This is a genomic window from Blautia sp. HCP3S3_D9 (genome assembly GCF_052063845.1).
GTDB lineage: Bacteria > Bacillota > Clostridia > Lachnospirales > Lachnospiraceae > Blautia_A.
The window spans coordinates 1-15521 of sequence record NZ_JBQHWS010000033.1; the positions used below are offsets into that span (position 1 = coordinate 1).

Genomic DNA, 15521 nt, shown 5'->3' on the forward strand with positions numbered 1-15521 from the left:
GTCTCGTGGGCTCGGAGATGTGTATAAGAGACAGCCATTATGTCTTCTTATAATCTGCTCAATGGTATCCATACTTCCGAACACAAAGAACTCCTGACAGGCATTCTACGCGATGAATGGGGATTCGACGGACTGGTAACAACAGACTGGTGGACATTCGGAGAACACTACCGTGAGACAAAAGCAGGAAACGATATCAAGATGGCAGCAGGATATCCGGAACGTGTAAAAGAAGCTTACGAAAAAGGCTTTATTAGTGAAGAGGAGATCCGTCTCAGTGCAAGGAGAATCCTGAGCGTGATCCTGAGAATTGACTGATGAGTACACTGTCTATTCTGATCAACCAGCTGGGAATGTTCGTGATCTATATCCTTGCAGGTATCATTCTGATCCGCACGAAGGCACTGAACAGAGAGAACATGGAAGTTGTTTCCAGACTGGTGATCAAGCTGGCTCTGCCGGTTATGATCTTTACAAACACGGTTAACGGAGTGGATAAGGAGATGCTTTTTCACTCCTTATCCATTCTTGGGATTGCGTTCTTTATGTATATCTGTCTGTTTGGATTAAGCTTTCTGTCCGGGAAACTGTTTCGTTTGCAGGGAGACCATCAGCAGCTGTATTCTGCCATGAGTGCGTTTGGGAATATCGGATTTATGGGAATTCCTATTGTAACCAGTATTTTTCCGGAACGAGGAATGCTCTATATTTCTGTATTTACAATGATCGATCAGCTGATGTTGTGGACAGTTGGAGTAAGACTTACTTCAAAAGCAGGGGAAAGAGTGGAAAAAGTTTCCGAAATTCAGTCACCATGCGGACAACCTGCATCTGGTAGAAAGAGTATAGCTGCCGGGCAGTCAGAAATAAACGAAATATCAGGTAAACATAGTAATTTCGACTTCAGAAAGCTGATTAATCCTGTAACAGTTGCTATTGTGATCGCATTGATTTTTATCCTCACAGGAATTCAATTACCGGGAATTCTAAACACTGCATTTTCAAAAATCGGAGTAACAGCAACTCCTCTGGCGATGATCTACCTTGGCGGAGTATTTGCCTGCATGGATGTAAAAAAATATATCTGCAAGCTGGATTACTATGGAATCGTAGCGATTAAAATGCTGATTTTTCCGGTAATCTTTTATCTGATCCTGGGACTGCTACCAATATCAGCTGAGATCCGCATGACCATGACACTTACATCTGCCATGCCGGTGATGTCTTCGGTAGTTATGATGGCAAATGCATATGGCACAGATGGTGATTACGCCATGGGTGGAATTTTGGTGACAACAGTCTGTTCAATCGTGACGTTGCCGATGGTATACTGGATTTTACAATTTATATAGGAGCAAAAAATAATGAATGAACGTAATTTCCATCTACGTTCTGGCAGACACATTTTTCATATCTGTATACTCCGGCGCCGACGGACTGGCAGTTCTCAACCTGATCTTGCCCGTATATGGCCTGATCTATGCCATCGGTTCCATGATCGGAATCGGCTCTGCCACCAGATATGCCATAAACAAGGCAAAAGGAGAAAACACAGACCATTATTTCGTACAGTCAGTAACCTGGTGTATTCTGGCCGCCATCCCATTCATGCTGATCGGAATCTTCATCCCGGACAAAGCACTGGCACTGCTCGGCGCAGATGCAGGACTTATCAAACTTGGACGAAACTACCTGAGGATCATCCTCATAGCAACTCCATTTTTCATGTCCAACTATACATTCACTGCATTGCAAGAAACGACGGTGCACCGTCTACCGCAATGATCGGTTCCATATGCGGAAGCATGTTTAACATTGTATTCGATTATATATTCATGTTCCCGGCAGGCCTGGGATTTTCCGGTGCTGCACTGGCAACCGCCGTTTGCCCGACCGTTACCATGGCAATCTGCACCACCCACTACAGAAGCCATAAAAACCATGTAGGATTCCGCTGGAAAAAGCCGTCATTCAGCCATCTGATTTCCTGTTGTCAGCTCGGCGTTTCCGCCTTTGTAGGCGAAATGTCCTCCGGTGTAACAGCCATCGTATTCAACTTCTTGATCCTCGGAATTGCAGGAAATGTAGGAGTCCTATGGAGTCGTAGCAAACCTCGCCATCGTAGCAGTAGCCATCTTCAACGGTCTCGCTCAAGGCGCCCAGCCACTGATGAGTGAAAGCTACGGAAAAGGTGAATCCACACAGGAATGCGAAGAAATGCTACGCAACGGAGAACTGGACATCTACACAGCCGCAAAACTCACACCAGAACGTGAAAAAGAATTTGCAATTTCCACCCACCCGGCTATCACATCCACAACCTGCATGAACGTAAAAGTCGGAAACAAAAAAGTAGTAGCAGGAGACTATTCCACATACAATGGACTCAGAATAGACCTGCTCCAGCGCCACACCTATAATGACAGCTTCATAGAATTTACAAAAGAAAAAGGATTCACCTGCGATATCATCTACTATGAAACACCTACAGAACTCACCAATGCCCTGGTCAACGACGAAGTAGACGCTCTGGTCAACAGCTACATCCGAACACCGGAAGATGAGCAGACCATCGAGAATTTCGGACAGACTCCATACTATATCATGGCAAGAAAAGAAGACCAGGACCTCATCGACCAGAACTTTAACTTGTATTATATCGTGGATGTTTCTATAATAGATATATAAATATCTGCAAATATATTATATTTATTGAAGTATAAACGTGGAGAATGAGAAAAAGGTAACAGCAGCCAAGAAATTGAGATTAAAGGACGGCCTACATGCAGTGGTTGAACCTGAAATTACAGAATTTCCACTGGAGATTTTTATACAGAAATTTTCAGATGCTACATACCAGCTGATTGACTGGCATTGGCATACAGGAGTTCAGTTTTCTTATGTTACAAAGAATTCAGTACAGTTCCGAATATTGGATAGTGTAATTATCCTAGAAGCGGGAGCGGGACTTTTTATTAACGCACAGCAGGTACATTCAGCTTTTTCAGATGACTGCAATGGAGAATACATATCATTGAATATTCCAGTTACTTTATTTGGTCTGGAGGGAAGTGAAATGTATCGCCGTTTTATGGAACCAGTGATCCAGAAAAATCAGCTTCCATTTTTGGTCTTTGAAAAGTCAGAAGAAACAGAAAATATTAGAAACTTACTGGCAGAATGTTGTGGGAAAATATCTGAACATCCCAAGAAAAGAGATTTGCAGATTCTTGCAGATCTTTTTCTTATATGGGATGAGCTGTTGAAATTTTTACCCAGACAGACGATAAAGAAAAAGATTCCAGATGGAAATCAGCGTCTGCAGAAAATTCTTGAATATCTGAACGAAAATTACAAAAGAAAGATTTCATTAGAAGAAATTGCTGCAGAGGTACACTTAAGCCGCAGCGAATGCTCACGTTTTTTTCAGAAAGTAACAGGACAGCCATTGTTTAAATATTTAACTCGGTTGCGTTTGAAATATAGTATGGAATTGTTGTTGAAAACGGACAAAACAATAACGGAAATCGCATACGAAACCGGATTTAGAAGCCAAAGCTATTTTGACCAGAAATTCCGAAATGAAACTGGAGTATCCCCCAGACAATTTCGGGAAAAAGAATAAGGCAGGAGGAAAAGAAGATGCTAATTGATATCACCTTAAAGATTACACCAAAGATGGTAAAGGACGCGCAGGGAAACGAAAAGAAAGCGCTTGTAGGCCACCTCGGAACACATTTTGACGTTATGAACAAAGAATTCCCACTGGAATATACCCGACGAAAAGGAATCATATTCGATGTAAGCAACATAACAGAAAGAGACATCGAAATCACAGATATTGACCTGTCAAAAGTAGAAAAAGATATGTTCGTAGCTTTCTACACCGGTTTTATAGAAAAAGAGGGCTACGGAACCAAACCCTACTTCTCCGAACATCCACAGCTTTCCAAGGATCTGATCGATGCATTACTGGAGAAAAAAATCTCCATGATCGGCATCGACTTCGCCGGCGTCCGCCGCGGAAAAGAACACACCCCAAAAGACCAGTACTGCGCAGACAGAGGCACATTCATCATAGAAAACCTCTGCAACCTCAAAAACCTGGCACAACAGACAGAATACTTCACCGCCAACACCTACCCAATGAACTACGCCGACATGACCGGACTTCCGTGCAGGGTGGTTGCGGAAGTATAAAATGTCCAACGAAAGATTTTTTTGAGGTTGCTATCATCTGGAAACAAGAATATAATATCCCTGTTAAGCAATCATTTATTCAAAAGCAACAACTAAACGGAGACAAATAATGGACTACAGAAAATTCGGCGAATGCTATTACATAAGAATGGACCGCGATGACGAGATCATCAGCACAATCCTCGAAATATGCAAAAAAGAAAACATCAAGTCAGCGACTTTTTCCGGCATCGGCGGATGTAAGGACGCTGAAATCCAGACATTCATCCCGGAGACAGGCAGCTTCGAAGAACAGCACATTTCCGGAATGCTTGAACTCGCCTCCCTGAACGGCAATGTGGTCACAGACGAAAACGATACATACTACCACCACACCCACGCAGTTTTCTCCTACAAAGACGGCGAAAAACACTGCATAGCAGCCGGTCATATGAAATCGATCACTGTACTGTACACAGCAGAAATCGAACTCCACCCCGTAACAGGCGGAACCATCCGCCGCAAATACGATCCCGAAACAGGAACTGGATTCTGGGATTTCGAAGAGAGGAGTAAATAAAGAATGCTGGGACTCAAACCGATAAAAACATTACCGATAAGAGAAAAAATTGCAGCGAATCTAAGAGAGGCCATCCTCTCGAAGAAAATTCCGACTTCTTACAGAGAAGAATACTGCTTATGGGTAAATTCCGAAGACAAAGTGATCGGAACCTGGCGGCCAAACGTAACATACCTCCCGGAAGAACCGGATTTGATATGGAAATTTACTGGTAAATTTGCAAACGAATAACAGATGGTCACAAATTTAACCAAATAGCGAAGCGGATGATTTTTCTGCTTGAAAATTTTTTGCTGAATGATTGGCGGAATATAAAAACAGAGCCACAATACAAAACATGATAAAACTCCGATAAATAATGATAAAAACGTTTCTATAATTAATATAGAAGAAATAATATTATAGAGACAATTCTTGTACAAACTTCCAAACTGATGTAAGATAAGATTACTCAGTTTGGAGGTTTTATTTTTTATGTTTAATGAAATAAAAGATTTCGCTGCATCGGAACTGGATGTATATGCCAGAACATCCGAGGTGCAGCTTTTAAGATACTACGAACCAGAACCGGGAATTTTCATTGCGGAAAGCCCGAAAGTAATTGAACGAGCCCTGAACGCCGGATATCAGCCAATTTCTTTTCTGGTAGAACACAAAGACCTGGAGGGGGAAGCCAAGGAACTGTTGCAGCGTTTTCCAGAAGTCCCGGTTTACACTGCAGAATACGAACTCCTGGTCAAACTTACCGGATTTGCCCTTACGCGCGGAATGCTCTGCGCAATGCGTAGAAATCCTCTGCCATCCGTAGAAGAAATATGTAGAAATGCCAGCCGCATAGCAGTGCTTGAGAATGTGGTAAACCCTACAAACATCGGAGCCATTTTCCGCTCAGCGGCAGCACTCCATATGGATGCAGTGCTCTTAACCTGCGGATGCAGCGACCCACTTTACCGTCGTGCAGCCAGAGTCAGTATGGGAACTGTATTCCAGATTCCATGGACATATTTTGATAAAAAGTCCTCCTGGCCGCAAGAGGGAATGCAGACGCTGAGAAAGCTCGGATTCAAAACAGCCGCAATGGCCCTGCGTGATGACTCCGTAGGAATCGATGACCAGGCACTCCAGTCAGAAGAAAAACTGGCAGTCATTCTCGGAACCGAGGGAGACGGCCTCGCATCACAGACCATCGTAGACTGCGATTATACAGTAAAGATACCGATGTCTCATGGAGTAGATTCTCTGAACGTAGCTGCCGCAAGTGCAGTGGCATTCTGGGAACTGGGACACAGATAATATTTATTATTTCTGGGAGCACTACAGCCGTATTTTTTACTAAATGAAATAAGTGACGAAGCGGATGATTTTATCTATCTGACAGGAAGTATATAACGATGTAGAATATGTGTATAAGCTTATAATTTTATAATCTGTTGGTGGATAATACAACGTGATAAATATCATAGAAGATGTAACTTAAGGAGGAAACGAAAAATGTCCTTAGAAAAAGCTGAAAAATATCTGGAAGAAAAAGGCTTCCTTGACCATGTGATCGAACTGGAAGCCTCCACTGCCACAGTAACAGAAGCCGCAGCCGCCCTCCACGTAGAACCCGGCATGATCGCAAAGACCATGTCCTTTCTGCAGGGAGACAAAGCAATCCTGATCTTAACAGAGGGAACAGCCAGAGTAGACAACCGAAAATATAAAGATACTTTCCACATAAAAGCAAAAATGATCCCATTTGATGATGTAGAAGCAGTGATCGGCCACGCCCCGGGCGGCGTATGCCCGTTTGGGATTAACGACGGAATCGAAGTTTATTTTGACGAAAGTCTGAAACAATTCGATACTGTATACCCGGCAGCCGGAAACGACCACAGTGCAGTAAAGCTCACTATTCCGGAACTGGAACAGGTAGCAGAAGCAAACGGATGGGTGGATGTGTGCAAAGAAGTTTAGGTTTCGAAGTGACAAGTTAACTGTTGGGAAAATGATATAAAAAATAAATGACATATTATCAAAAGAAATTCAATTAAAAACGGAGGATACAAAGCAATGAATATTGTAATCAGAGAATATCAGTCAGAAGATGCAACAGCAGCCATTACAATATGGAATCAGGTAGTAGAAGACGGTATAGCATTCCCGCAGGAAGAAAACTTAACAGAAGAAACAGGCGACGCATTTTTCAAAGAACAGACATATACCGGAATTGCAGTAAACGCCGACAACAATGAAATTGTCGGTCTCTACATCCTGCATCCGAACAACGTAGGAAGATGCGGCCACATCTGCAACGCCAGCTACGCAGTACGAAGAGACATCCGTGGCGAACATATCGGGGAAAAACTGGTTCTTGACTGCCTCGCAAAAGCAAAGGAAAAAGGCTTCCGAGTCATGCAGTTCAACGCAGTCGTTGCAAATAACACTCACGCATTACATTTATATGAAAGAATCGGTTTCACAAAATTAGGCGTAATTCCACAGGGATTCAGAATGCCGGATGGACATTACGAAGATATCATTCCGCATTATTATGTACTGTAAAAATTAAAAAGTTTTGGAAACATCCGCATTCTGCGTGATTGGCCCATACATGTCAAAACGCCTGGCGGAACAGTGCATGTGCCTGATAATGATTGCTGTAGTGATTAGAAATTTATAAAACAGAAATGGTTTACAAATACAAACGTAAACCATGATTTATATAAAAGTTGACAATCCTCCCCGGTTATGATATAAAAAGAAAGTCATAACAAACCATCACAGGGAAAGAGGAGAGTATCATTATGAGTCAGTCTTATGCAAAAAGCCCTGCAACAGAAAGAAAATTCACAACCAGAGAAATGGTACTGGTTGGAATGTTTGCAGCAGTCCTTGCAGTAATATCACCGATTTCACTGCCAATGCCGACAGGAGTACCGATCACCATCTAGGTATTTGGCGTAGCACTTGTAGGAGCAGTACTTGGTTCCAGACTTGGAACTACCGCAACACTGGTTTACGTTCTGTTAGGAGCCATCGGACTTCTGATCGTAGAAACCATCGGTGGTTTACAGTGGCATTTTGTCGGAGGTTCCATGAGCATTCCGGCAATCGCAGTATATTCCTTAACTGCATTTATCCCAAAAGACATTGTGATCACAGTTCTCGCAGTCCTGATCGCGATTCCGATCAAAAAAGGAATCAACAATGCAGGAAACCGCTGATAACAGTAAGCAGCCAAAGAATAGCCCGCTGAAGGACAACCTGTCAAAGCAGGAAAACATAAAGATTCATGGAATCGGACTCGATAAAGCGGGACGATGTACACATTATCACACACAACTTGACATAGCTGCACTGCTCTGCGCAAAATGCAGAAGATATTATGCATGCTATTCCTGTCACGATGAACTGGAAGACCATCCATTTGCCGCAACAACACCGGAAGAAACTTATCCCGTTTTATGCGGAAACTGCGGCAGGAAACTCACACTTCAGGAATACAAAAAAGGCAGTTGCCCTTACTGCTATGCAGGATTCAATCCGAAATGCAGTTTACATGAGAATATTTATTTCTGCTGTTAAAACCAATCTCTGGAAAATCAGGACATACGGAAACCTGATTTTCCAGATTTTTTTTGCCCGGGATACACAGATTTTATATAAAGAACTATGGTATAACCGAAATACATTTGCTATAATTAACATAATATTGCGAATATGACAGAAGACCAATAATAACGAGGTAATCCATGCAAGACAAAACAAAAAGCGTATTAACCACGCACTGCTATCTGGAAAAAGACGGCAGTTATCTTATGCTTCACAGAATATCAAAGAAAAATGACATAAATAAAGACAAATGGATCGGCGTAGGTGGACATTTCGAAGAGGGTGAAAGTCCGGAAGAATGCCTCTGCAGAGAAGTTTACGAAGAAACCGGTTACCAGCTTACTTCCTGGAAATTCAGAGGAATCGTCACATTCACACAGGAGGGTTATGGAACCGAATACATGTGCCTGTATACTTCCGATGAATTTACCGGAACACAGAAAGAATGCGACGAGGGCAAACTGGAATGGGTTCCAAAAGAAAAGCTGGGAGATCTCAACATGTGGCCTGGCGACCGTATCTTTAATAAACTGATCAGAGAAGATGCACCATTCTTTTCCCTGAAACTCAGTTACCAGGGAGATGAATTGACAGAAGTGGTATTAAACGGAAAAAAACAAAACTTTTATCTGTCTTGCGGAATTAGCAGATAATGAACTAGAATAAAATCGGGGAAGACGTATGAATCAGAACACAAATAATACTCAGACAATAGAAAACGTATGTGAATTTCTCAATGAACAGATGCAATTCTTTGAGCAGACCGCGGAAGTGCAGCGAGCCATCGATAACCTGATGGAAGCGATCACTCTGTATTTCAATGCAGAAGCGGCACTGCTTTACAAAAAAGACGAAGACAGATACACACTTGCTATTTCCGCATCCATCCCGGGCGGGATCAAGATCAGCTACGATGACCAAATCAGCTATCTTGAAATCCAGAATCCGTATGTGATCGGAAGTCCCCTCTATGTAAAACAGATTTTTATCAATGTTATAACAAACGCGATCAAATACAACCGGATCGGCGGCTCCGTATGGTGACGGGTAGAAGAAAACTAGCTGAAAGACGGAAAAGTCCGGTTTATGGTACGCATTACAGATAACGGTATCGGAATGAGCGAAGAATTCATGGAAAAAATGTTTGATCCTTTTGCACAGGAAAAATATGATGCCAGAAGCTTCTATCAGGGAAACGGACTGGGAATGCCGATCGTAAAAATCCTGGTAAAAAGAATGGGCGGAACCATTGACGTAGACAGTAAGATCAATGCAGGGACACAGGTAGAAATTACACTTACATTCCCGAAAGCAAAACGTCCGAAACTTCCATCAGGACCAGACATAGAGATTTCCTATGACTTGACAGGTCTGAAAGTTCTTGTAGTAGAAGACAATGAACTGAATATGGAAATCGCTCACTATCTCCTTGAAGACGAACACATGGAAGTCACAGAGGCAGGGGACGGGGCGCAGGCACTGGAACTCTTTTCAAAGAACCCTCCGGGAACTTTTGACCTGATCCTCATGGATCTGATGATGCCTGTCATGGATGGATTTACTGCCACCAGAAAAATCCGCCACCTTGACAGGCCGGATGCCAAAACGATTCCAATTTTTGCAATGACTGCCAATGCTTTTGCAGAGGATATACAGGCTTCGAAAAATGCGGGTATGAACGGACATATCGCGAAGCCGATCGAGATGAAGAAACTAATGAAAACGCTGAGTCAGATATTATAGTAAGCAAGCATTTTTTCAGAAAGGAAGTAAGAAGTAAACATGAATTTATTTTTAGTAATACTTGTCACATTTTTTGCAGGAATGGGAGCAGGTCTTGGAACGGGATTTGCGGGAATGAGTGCGGCGGCAGTTATCAGTCCGATGCTCATCACTTTTCTGGGGATTGATCCCTACATGGCAGTCGGGATCGCACTTTCCTCAGACGTACTGGCAAGTGCAGTGTCTGCCTATACTTATAAGAAAAACAAAAACCTTGATGTAAAAAATGGCCTTATCATGATGGTAACCGTTCTGATCTTTACAGTAGTGGGAAGTTACATTTCCAGCCTTGTACCGTCAAGAACCATGGGAAATTTCTCTGTATTTATGACCTTTATCCTTGGAATTAAATTCATTGTAAAACCAGTCATGACTACCAAAGAATCCATGGAAGCAGTATCTCCGAAAAAGAGAGCCATCCAGTCGGTGATCTGCGGATGTATCATCGGATTTATCTGCGGATTCGTCGGTGCAGGCGGTGGAATGATGATGCTTCTGATTCTTACGTCAGTTCTCGGATATGAACTGAAAACAGCAGTAGGAACCAGCGTATTCATCATGACATTTACTGCATTAACAGGAGCCCTTTCGCATTTTGCTATCGGCGGAACCCCGGACTGGACCATCTGGATCTTATGTGTTACATTCACACTTATCTGGGCAAGGATCGCAGCAGTATTTGCCAATAAAGCAACACCAAAAACCCTGAACAGGGTAACGGGCGTGATCCTGGTTATTCTGGGAATCGCGGTGTGGGTATTTTCTATATTAAGTAAATGATGGGAGTATATCAGTTGGATTATGGGACATAGCGATAAAACTTGCAGAATAACAATATAAAACAGTGTTCATGGGATTTTGGCATATTCATGCTAAAACATCTCGCGGGATAGTATCGCGTGAACAGCAACAGGGGTATACAGAATTTGAGAAAAAGTTCTGTATGCTCTTTTTATTTTAGGAAGAATCTGTTATACTAAAAGAAGTTAGATAAAACTAACTAAAAACAAATATGACCATATAGCATAAGCTGATAATAATTAGAAGTAAAAAGATTCTTGACAGAGAATACATTATTTTTAGAGGAGTGCTATAAATCACTCATATTTTGCATGTATTATTTAAGGAGGAAAGATGAATATAAATGTATTTTATGGAATATTAATTCCATTCATTGGCACATCTGTCGGCGCAGCCTGCGGCGAAAAACTGCTGGAACAATAAAAAAATTCATGTTAAGATAGATTCGATAAAGATAAGATCTGAATTATATTAAAATGATATCTGATTGAGAAAGCGGGTGTGCAAAATGGGTGTGTATTTAAATCCGGGTAATGATAAATTTTATAAAGCGATCAACTCTGAGATTTATGTAGATAAAACAGAATTAATCCTCTATACCAACCGTGTTTTTAACACCATGCAACAGAACGTTTGCGTAAGCAGACCAAGACGCTTCGGAAAATCCATAGCTGCAAATATGCTGGCGGCATATTACAGCAGAGGATGCCAGTCGGATAAATTGTTTGATGGATTTAAGATAAAAGAAGATCCGTCTTTTGAAAAATATCTCAATAAATACAATGTTTTCTTTATCAATATGCAGGAATTTCTAAGCCGCAGCAAAACAGTGGAGAAAATGATCCTGCGGTTAAACCGGATTCTGATGCGCGATTTAAAGCAGGAATATCCGAACGTTGAATATTTTGAGGAAGAAGATCTTGCTGAAAGTATGCAGGATGTCTATCAGCAGACAGGATGCCCGTTTGTGATCATCATAGACGAGTGGGACTGCATTTTCAGAGAATACAAATCGGATAAAGAAGCACAGGAACAATACCTTGATTTTCTGAGAGATTTCCTCAAGGATAAATCTTATATCCACCTGGCTTATATGACCGGAATCCTGCCGGTCAAGAAATATGGAACGCATTCTGCATTAAATATGTTTGATGAGTTTTCCATGATTTATGCAGGGCCACTGGCAGAGTTTGCAGGTTTTACAGGAACAGAAGTAAAGATGTTATGTGAGAAATACCATATGGACATGACAGAAATCAGAGAATGGTATGATGGCTATCGGTTTGAAAACTGCGAACCAGTGTATAATCCCAGATCTGTTGTAAACAGTATGCTTTTTGGTTCAATCAGAAATTACTGGAATATGACAGAATCTTTTGAAGCACTTCAGACATATATAGATATGAACTTTGAGGGCCTAAAAGACGATATCCTCAGTATGCTGGCAGGAGAACATATCCCTGTTAATACCGGAACTTTTACAAATGATATGACGACTTTCCGGGATGAAAATGATATTTTGACTTTGTTGATCCATCTTGGATATCTGGCATATGATTCTGCAGAACAATGTGTTTACATTCCTAATAATGAAATACAGAATGAATATGTAAATGCAGTTTCTGTATCAGACTGGGGAGAAGTGTCAAAAGCTTTGAAAAATTCGGCAGATGTTTTGAATGCAATATGGAATCGGAATGAACAGGTGGTTGCTCGGGGAATACAGAGAGCACATTTTGAAACTTCACATCTCCAATATAATAATGAGAATGCATTAAGTTACACAATTTCTCTGGCACTATATGCTGCTAAGAATTATTATACAGTATATCGGGAACTGCCTACAGGAAAAGGATTTGTAGACATGGTCTTTATTCCCAGAAAAAAATTTCCTGATAAGCCAGCTCTGGTAATAGAACTGAAGTGGGATAAGAGCGCAGAGGGAGCTATCTCGCAGATAAAAAGAAAGCAGTATTGTGAAAGTCTGGAGGAGTATGCAGGAAATATTCTTCTGGTAGGAATTAATTATTCGAAAAAAGATAAAGAGCAACAGTGTATTATTGAAGAGGTAATAAAGTAACAGAAATATTTTATCAGATAGGGAGACGATTAACATGGAGAACATTTTTCACAGAGTAAGTATCAGAAAGTACCAGGACAAACCAGTTGAGAAAGAAAAAATCATGCAGATCCTGAAAGCGGGCATGCAGGCACCGAGTGCATGTAATCAGCAGCCGTGGGAGTTTTATGTAGTGACTGATAAAGAGAAAATCGAAGAGTTGTCAAAAGCCACTCCATATTCCAAATGTGCAGCAGGAGCCCCGGTTGTGATCGTTCCGGTGTATCGCACAAAAGGTCTGGTAGTGCAGGATATGGCGCAGATCGATATGTCTATTGCACAGCAGAATATCTGGCTTGAGACAGATGCTCTGGGACTTGGCGGTGTCTGGATCGGAATCGCACCAATGCAGGACCGCATGGATCTGGTTCACGATATGCTGCATCTTCCTGCAGATGTAGAAGTCTTTTCTCTCTTTGCACTGGGATACCCGGCAGAAGAAAGAGAACAGCAGAATCGCTTTGATGAGACACGAATCCACTTTATCGAAAAATAGAATGTTATAAAATAGAAGTGTGTGTCTGAAAAAAGCAGATAAAATCATTACAATAAAAAATAAGTAGAAAAATCAGCATTTTCTGGTTACAATGTATAGGATGTGTAATTCTGGAAACTGCTGATTTTTTGTGGTTTTTCGAAAAGTGCAGATTATATAGAAGAATAATTGACCAAATCAGGAGGAGGCAAACTCATCCTGATAAACTATAAAGCAGCTATTTGCTTATAAGCAAACAATTTTAAATAAAAGGAGCAATCCATGAGCAAGCTATCAGAACAGATAAAACAAAACAACGCCACAGCATTCACTCACAGCGGAAAATTCCACGCAGATGACGTGTTTTCATCAGCCCTGTTGTTATACTTAAACCCGGAAATCCGCCTCACCAGAGGAAATAAAGTCCCGGAAGATTTCGACGGAATCGTATTTGATATCGGCAGAGGCAGATACGACCATCATCAGAAAGACAGCCGTATCCGTGAAAACGGAATCCCATATGCAGCTTTCGGACTTCTCTGGGAGGAACTGGGAGCAGAAATTCTTGGCGAAGATCTCGCACAGAAATTCGACGAGTCCTTTGTGGAGCCATTAGACAACAACGACAATACCGGTGAAAAAAATGAACTTGCCACTCTCATCGGAAACTTCAACCCAACCTGGGATGCCCAGGGCGGAAATGATGAAGCATTTTTCCAGGCAGTCAGTGTAGCAGGAATGATTCTTGAGAACAAATTTGAACGTTATTTGGGAAATGAACGTGCAGATAAACGTGTAGAAGAAATCCTGGAGGAGCATCAGAAAGCAATCTATTCGGGAGAAAAATCAAAAGAAGAAGCAAGAATTCTGGTTCTGCCGGAGTTTGTCCCATGTCAGAAACGACTGTCAGAGACAGACATTGCATTTGTAGTTTTTCCGTCCAACAGAGGTGGCTATTGCATTCAACCGCAGAAGAAAGAATATTCACTGAACTATAAATGCAGCTTTCCGGTAGAATGGCTTGGTCTGGAAAATGAGGAACTAATCTCCGCAACTGGTCTGGCAAGTGCAGGATTCTGTCATAAAGGCGGTTTCCTTATGACAACAGGAACATTAGCGGACGCTGTAAAAGCCTGCGAGATCAGCCTTGCAGACTTCCATGAGAAACCTGTAATTGTAAATTTCGGTGGTGACGAGGCAGCAGATGAACTTCTTGGCCAGATGCCTAAATTACAGTCTGCAAAAATCGTTCATATTGATTTTCCATTGGTCCCGGAACTTGAAATTCAGGGGATTTACGGTGAAGTATCCATGGAAAAACAGGAATGGAAAGCAGCAGTGAAAGATCAGGTCAAAAAGATCCTTAAATACAAACCGGAAGCTGTATATGTAGGAAATAACACATTTGCAGCATATCCGATTGTTCATATGCTGCGAAAGAAACACATCCCGGTTTTAACTATGGCAGAAAAAGATGGAATGAAATTACTGGTAAGAATTCCGTCTGGTTCCTAAAGTCCTATATCTGTTTGATTTGTGAAAAGTCGCGTGACAGTGTTCTTTCGTGAACTGTCGGAAACTATAATAAACAGGAGCAAACAAAAATGACACAAGACAAAAAACAAATCCTGGGGCATGTCCTTGCATGTGGCACTCAGATCATGTGGGGCGCAACTTTCGTATCCACCAAAGTTCTGCTGAACTACTTTCAGCCTGTAGAAGTGCTCTTTACCAGAGCAGTACTGGCATTTATTGCCCTGCTGCTCTTTTATCCCCGTCATCTGAAACTGAAGAATCCGAAACAGGAATTTGCATTTGCATGTGCACCTTTTTTCGTAGCAGTTGCAGTAGGAACAATGCTGATCCTGCATGAAAAAATGACCATTGTTTCTGTGATTGGTTCAGTGCTGATCTTTGTGGGACTGATTATTTCGCAAAAAAAGAGTTCAGAGGTTATTGCACAGCATTCTGCATAACGGTATAATAAA

The 15521-nt window shown here is 41.7% G+C and carries 23 protein-coding genes and 1 pseudogene; all 24 read left to right on the forward strand.

What is annotated here, in order from left to right; translation table 11 throughout:
• Window positions 1–39 precede the first annotated feature (39 nt).
• The 24 genes and pseudogenes from ACTNES_RS08415 to ACTNES_RS08530 all read left to right on the forward strand — a co-directional run bounded on the left by ACTNES_RS08415 (window position 40) and on the right by ACTNES_RS08530 (window position 15509).
• Entirely contained in the window at window positions 40–318 is a 279-nt protein-coding gene (locus tag ACTNES_RS08415; protein WP_441039102.1) for a glycoside hydrolase family 3 N-terminal domain-containing protein, read from the forward strand.
• Window positions 318–1352: an AEC family transporter gene (locus ACTNES_RS08420; RefSeq protein WP_291804497.1), complete on the forward strand. Its 1035-nt coding sequence runs from the start codon at window positions 318–320 to the stop codon at window positions 1350–1352. Before ACTNES_RS08415 ends, ACTNES_RS08420 begins: the two co-directional genes overlap by 1 nt.
• 16 nt (window positions 1353–1368) lie before the next feature.
• Window positions 1369–1785, forward strand: a complete 417-nt coding sequence (locus ACTNES_RS08425) for an MATE family efflux transporter (protein WP_441039103.1) — start codon at window positions 1369–1371, stop codon at window positions 1783–1785.
• On the forward strand, window positions 1782–2177 hold the full coding sequence (locus ACTNES_RS08430; RefSeq protein ID WP_441039104.1) for a hypothetical protein: 396 nt from the start codon (window positions 1782–1784) through the stop codon (window positions 2175–2177). Before ACTNES_RS08425 ends, ACTNES_RS08430 begins: the two co-directional genes overlap by 4 nt.
• The gene (locus tag ACTNES_RS08435; RefSeq protein ID WP_291804490.1) at window positions 2170–2688 is read left to right on the forward strand and encodes a substrate-binding periplasmic protein; all 519 of its coding nucleotides are present in this window, start codon (window positions 2170–2172) and stop codon (window positions 2686–2688) included. The genes ACTNES_RS08430 and ACTNES_RS08435 overlap by 8 nt, the downstream gene beginning before the upstream one ends.
• A 37-nt stretch (window positions 2689–2725) precedes the next feature.
• Window positions 2726–3625, forward strand: a complete 900-nt coding sequence (locus ACTNES_RS08440) for an AraC family transcriptional regulator (RefSeq protein WP_291818629.1) — start codon at window positions 2726–2728, stop codon at window positions 3623–3625.
• Window positions 3626–3642: 17 nt separating this feature from the next.
• On the forward strand, window positions 3643–4200 hold the full coding sequence (locus tag ACTNES_RS08445) for a cyclase family protein (RefSeq protein WP_291818626.1): 558 nt from the start codon (window positions 3643–3645) through the stop codon (window positions 4198–4200).
• Window positions 4201–4309: 109 nt separating this feature from the next.
• Window positions 4310–4759, forward strand: a complete 450-nt coding sequence (locus tag ACTNES_RS08450; protein ID WP_291818623.1) for a PPC domain-containing DNA-binding protein — start codon at window positions 4310–4312, stop codon at window positions 4757–4759.
• A gap of 3 nt (window positions 4760–4762) precedes the next feature.
• Window positions 4763–4990 (forward strand): hypothetical protein, encoded by a 228-nt coding sequence (locus tag ACTNES_RS08455; protein ID WP_291818621.1) that lies wholly within the window; start codon window positions 4763–4765, stop codon window positions 4988–4990.
• 243 nt (window positions 4991–5233) lie between these two features.
• Entirely contained in the window at window positions 5234–6052 is an 819-nt protein-coding gene (locus tag ACTNES_RS08460; protein WP_320813098.1) for a TrmH family RNA methyltransferase, read from the forward strand.
• Window positions 6053–6250: 198 nt separating this feature from the next.
• Entirely contained in the window at window positions 6251–6718 is a 468-nt protein-coding gene (locus tag ACTNES_RS08465) for a YbaK/EbsC family protein (protein WP_291818617.1), read from the forward strand.
• A 96-nt stretch (window positions 6719–6814) separates the two neighbouring features.
• Window positions 6815–7306: a GNAT family N-acetyltransferase gene (locus tag ACTNES_RS08470; protein WP_291804469.1), complete on the forward strand. Its 492-nt coding sequence runs from the start codon at window positions 6815–6817 to the stop codon at window positions 7304–7306.
• Window positions 7307–7548: 242 nt separating this feature from the next.
• Window positions 7549–7695 carry a hypothetical protein gene (locus ACTNES_RS08475; protein ID WP_330635971.1) on the forward strand — a complete coding sequence of 49 codons (147 nt, stop codon included), beginning with the start codon at window positions 7549–7551 and terminating at the stop codon, window positions 7693–7695.
• A 12-nt stretch (window positions 7696–7707) separates the two neighbouring features.
• Window positions 7708–7806: pseudogene (locus tag ACTNES_RS08480) on the forward strand (hypothetical protein); the annotation flags it as partial.
• Between the two features lie 33 nt (window positions 7807–7839).
• Window positions 7840–7968 carry a hypothetical protein gene (locus ACTNES_RS08485; RefSeq protein WP_331476722.1) on the forward strand — a complete coding sequence of 43 codons (129 nt, stop codon included), beginning with the start codon at window positions 7840–7842 and terminating at the stop codon, window positions 7966–7968.
• On the forward strand, window positions 7952–8329 hold the full coding sequence (locus ACTNES_RS08490) for a CHY zinc finger protein (RefSeq protein ID WP_441039105.1): 378 nt from the start codon (window positions 7952–7954) through the stop codon (window positions 8327–8329). Before ACTNES_RS08485 ends, ACTNES_RS08490 begins: the two co-directional genes overlap by 17 nt.
• Window positions 8330–8496: 167 nt before the next feature.
• Window positions 8497–9009, forward strand: coding sequence for an NUDIX hydrolase (locus ACTNES_RS08495; RefSeq protein WP_291804464.1), 513 nt, complete (start codon window positions 8497–8499; stop codon window positions 9007–9009).
• Between the two features lie 28 nt (window positions 9010–9037).
• Window positions 9038–9400 carry a hypothetical protein gene (locus tag ACTNES_RS08500; RefSeq protein WP_291804463.1) on the forward strand — a complete coding sequence of 121 codons (363 nt, stop codon included), beginning with the start codon at window positions 9038–9040 and terminating at the stop codon, window positions 9398–9400.
• Between the two features lie 42 nt (window positions 9401–9442).
• Window positions 9443–10099, forward strand: a complete 657-nt coding sequence (locus ACTNES_RS08505) for an ATP-binding response regulator (RefSeq protein WP_441039106.1) — start codon at window positions 9443–9445, stop codon at window positions 10097–10099.
• A gap of 39 nt (window positions 10100–10138) precedes the next feature.
• On the forward strand, window positions 10139–10918 hold the full coding sequence (locus ACTNES_RS08510; protein WP_291804459.1) for a sulfite exporter TauE/SafE family protein: 780 nt from the start codon (window positions 10139–10141) through the stop codon (window positions 10916–10918).
• A 529-nt stretch (window positions 10919–11447) separates the two neighbouring features.
• Window positions 11448–13019, forward strand: coding sequence for an AAA family ATPase (locus ACTNES_RS08515; RefSeq protein ID WP_441039107.1), 1572 nt, complete (start codon window positions 11448–11450; stop codon window positions 13017–13019).
• A 34-nt stretch (window positions 13020–13053) separates the two neighbouring features.
• The gene (locus ACTNES_RS08520) at window positions 13054–13554 is read left to right on the forward strand and encodes a nitroreductase family protein (RefSeq protein WP_291804453.1); all 501 of its coding nucleotides are present in this window, start codon (window positions 13054–13056) and stop codon (window positions 13552–13554) included.
• Window positions 13555–13815: 261 nt separating this feature from the next.
• On the forward strand, window positions 13816–15048 hold the full coding sequence (locus ACTNES_RS08525; RefSeq protein WP_291818611.1) for an MYG1 family protein: 1233 nt from the start codon (window positions 13816–13818) through the stop codon (window positions 15046–15048).
• Window positions 15049–15137: 89 nt separating this feature from the next.
• Entirely contained in the window at window positions 15138–15509 is a 372-nt protein-coding gene (locus tag ACTNES_RS08530; protein ID WP_291804447.1) for a DMT family transporter, read from the forward strand.
• Window positions 15510–15521: the final 12 nt, after the last annotated feature.

Bases quoted from the DNA above. Each gene is read 5' to 3' on its own strand.
- ACTNES_RS08450 (WP_291818623.1), top strand. From the start codon at position 4,310: ATGGACTACAGAAAATTCGGCGAATGCTATTACATAAGAATGGACCGC.
- ACTNES_RS08525 (WP_291818611.1), top strand. From the start codon at position 13,816: ATGAGCAAGCTATCAGAACAGATAAAACAAAACAACGCCACAGCATTC.
- ACTNES_RS08455 (WP_291818621.1), top strand. From the start codon at position 4,763: ATGCTGGGACTCAAACCGATAAAAACATTACCGATAAGAGAAAAAATT.
- ACTNES_RS08430 (WP_441039104.1), top strand. From the start codon at position 1,782: ATGATCGGTTCCATATGCGGAAGCATGTTTAACATTGTATTCGATTAT.
- ACTNES_RS08470 (WP_291804469.1), top strand. From the start codon at position 6,815: ATGAATATTGTAATCAGAGAATATCAGTCAGAAGATGCAACAGCAGCC.
- ACTNES_RS08475 (WP_330635971.1), top strand. From the start codon at position 7,549: ATGAGTCAGTCTTATGCAAAAAGCCCTGCAACAGAAAGAAAATTCACA.
- ACTNES_RS08425 (WP_441039103.1), top strand. From the start codon at position 1,369: ATGAACGTAATTTCCATCTACGTTCTGGCAGACACATTTTTCATATCT.
- ACTNES_RS08415 (WP_441039102.1), top strand. From the start codon at position 40: ATGTCTTCTTATAATCTGCTCAATGGTATCCATACTTCCGAACACAAA.
- ACTNES_RS08485 (WP_331476722.1), top strand. From the start codon at position 7,840: ATGAGCATTCCGGCAATCGCAGTATATTCCTTAACTGCATTTATCCCA.
- ACTNES_RS08490 (WP_441039105.1), top strand. From the start codon at position 7,952: ATGCAGGAAACCGCTGATAACAGTAAGCAGCCAAAGAATAGCCCGCTG.
- ACTNES_RS08515 (WP_441039107.1), top strand. From the start codon at position 11,448: ATGGGTGTGTATTTAAATCCGGGTAATGATAAATTTTATAAAGCGATC.
- ACTNES_RS08520 (WP_291804453.1), top strand. From the start codon at position 13,054: ATGGAGAACATTTTTCACAGAGTAAGTATCAGAAAGTACCAGGACAAA.
- ACTNES_RS08435 (WP_291804490.1), top strand. From the start codon at position 2,170: ATGAGTGAAAGCTACGGAAAAGGTGAATCCACACAGGAATGCGAAGAA.
- ACTNES_RS08505 (WP_441039106.1), top strand. From the start codon at position 9,443: ATGGTACGCATTACAGATAACGGTATCGGAATGAGCGAAGAATTCATG.
- ACTNES_RS08420 (WP_291804497.1), top strand. From the start codon at position 318: ATGAGTACACTGTCTATTCTGATCAACCAGCTGGGAATGTTCGTGATC.
- ACTNES_RS08495 (WP_291804464.1), top strand. From the start codon at position 8,497: ATGCAAGACAAAACAAAAAGCGTATTAACCACGCACTGCTATCTGGAA.
- ACTNES_RS08510 (WP_291804459.1), top strand. From the start codon at position 10,139: ATGAATTTATTTTTAGTAATACTTGTCACATTTTTTGCAGGAATGGGA.
- ACTNES_RS08500 (WP_291804463.1), top strand. From the start codon at position 9,038: ATGAATCAGAACACAAATAATACTCAGACAATAGAAAACGTATGTGAA.
- ACTNES_RS08465 (WP_291818617.1), top strand. From the start codon at position 6,251: ATGTCCTTAGAAAAAGCTGAAAAATATCTGGAAGAAAAAGGCTTCCTT.
- ACTNES_RS08460 (WP_320813098.1), top strand. From the start codon at position 5,234: ATGTTTAATGAAATAAAAGATTTCGCTGCATCGGAACTGGATGTATAT.
- ACTNES_RS08530 (WP_291804447.1), top strand. From the start codon at position 15,138: ATGACACAAGACAAAAAACAAATCCTGGGGCATGTCCTTGCATGTGGC.
- ACTNES_RS08445 (WP_291818626.1), top strand. From the start codon at position 3,643: ATGCTAATTGATATCACCTTAAAGATTACACCAAAGATGGTAAAGGAC.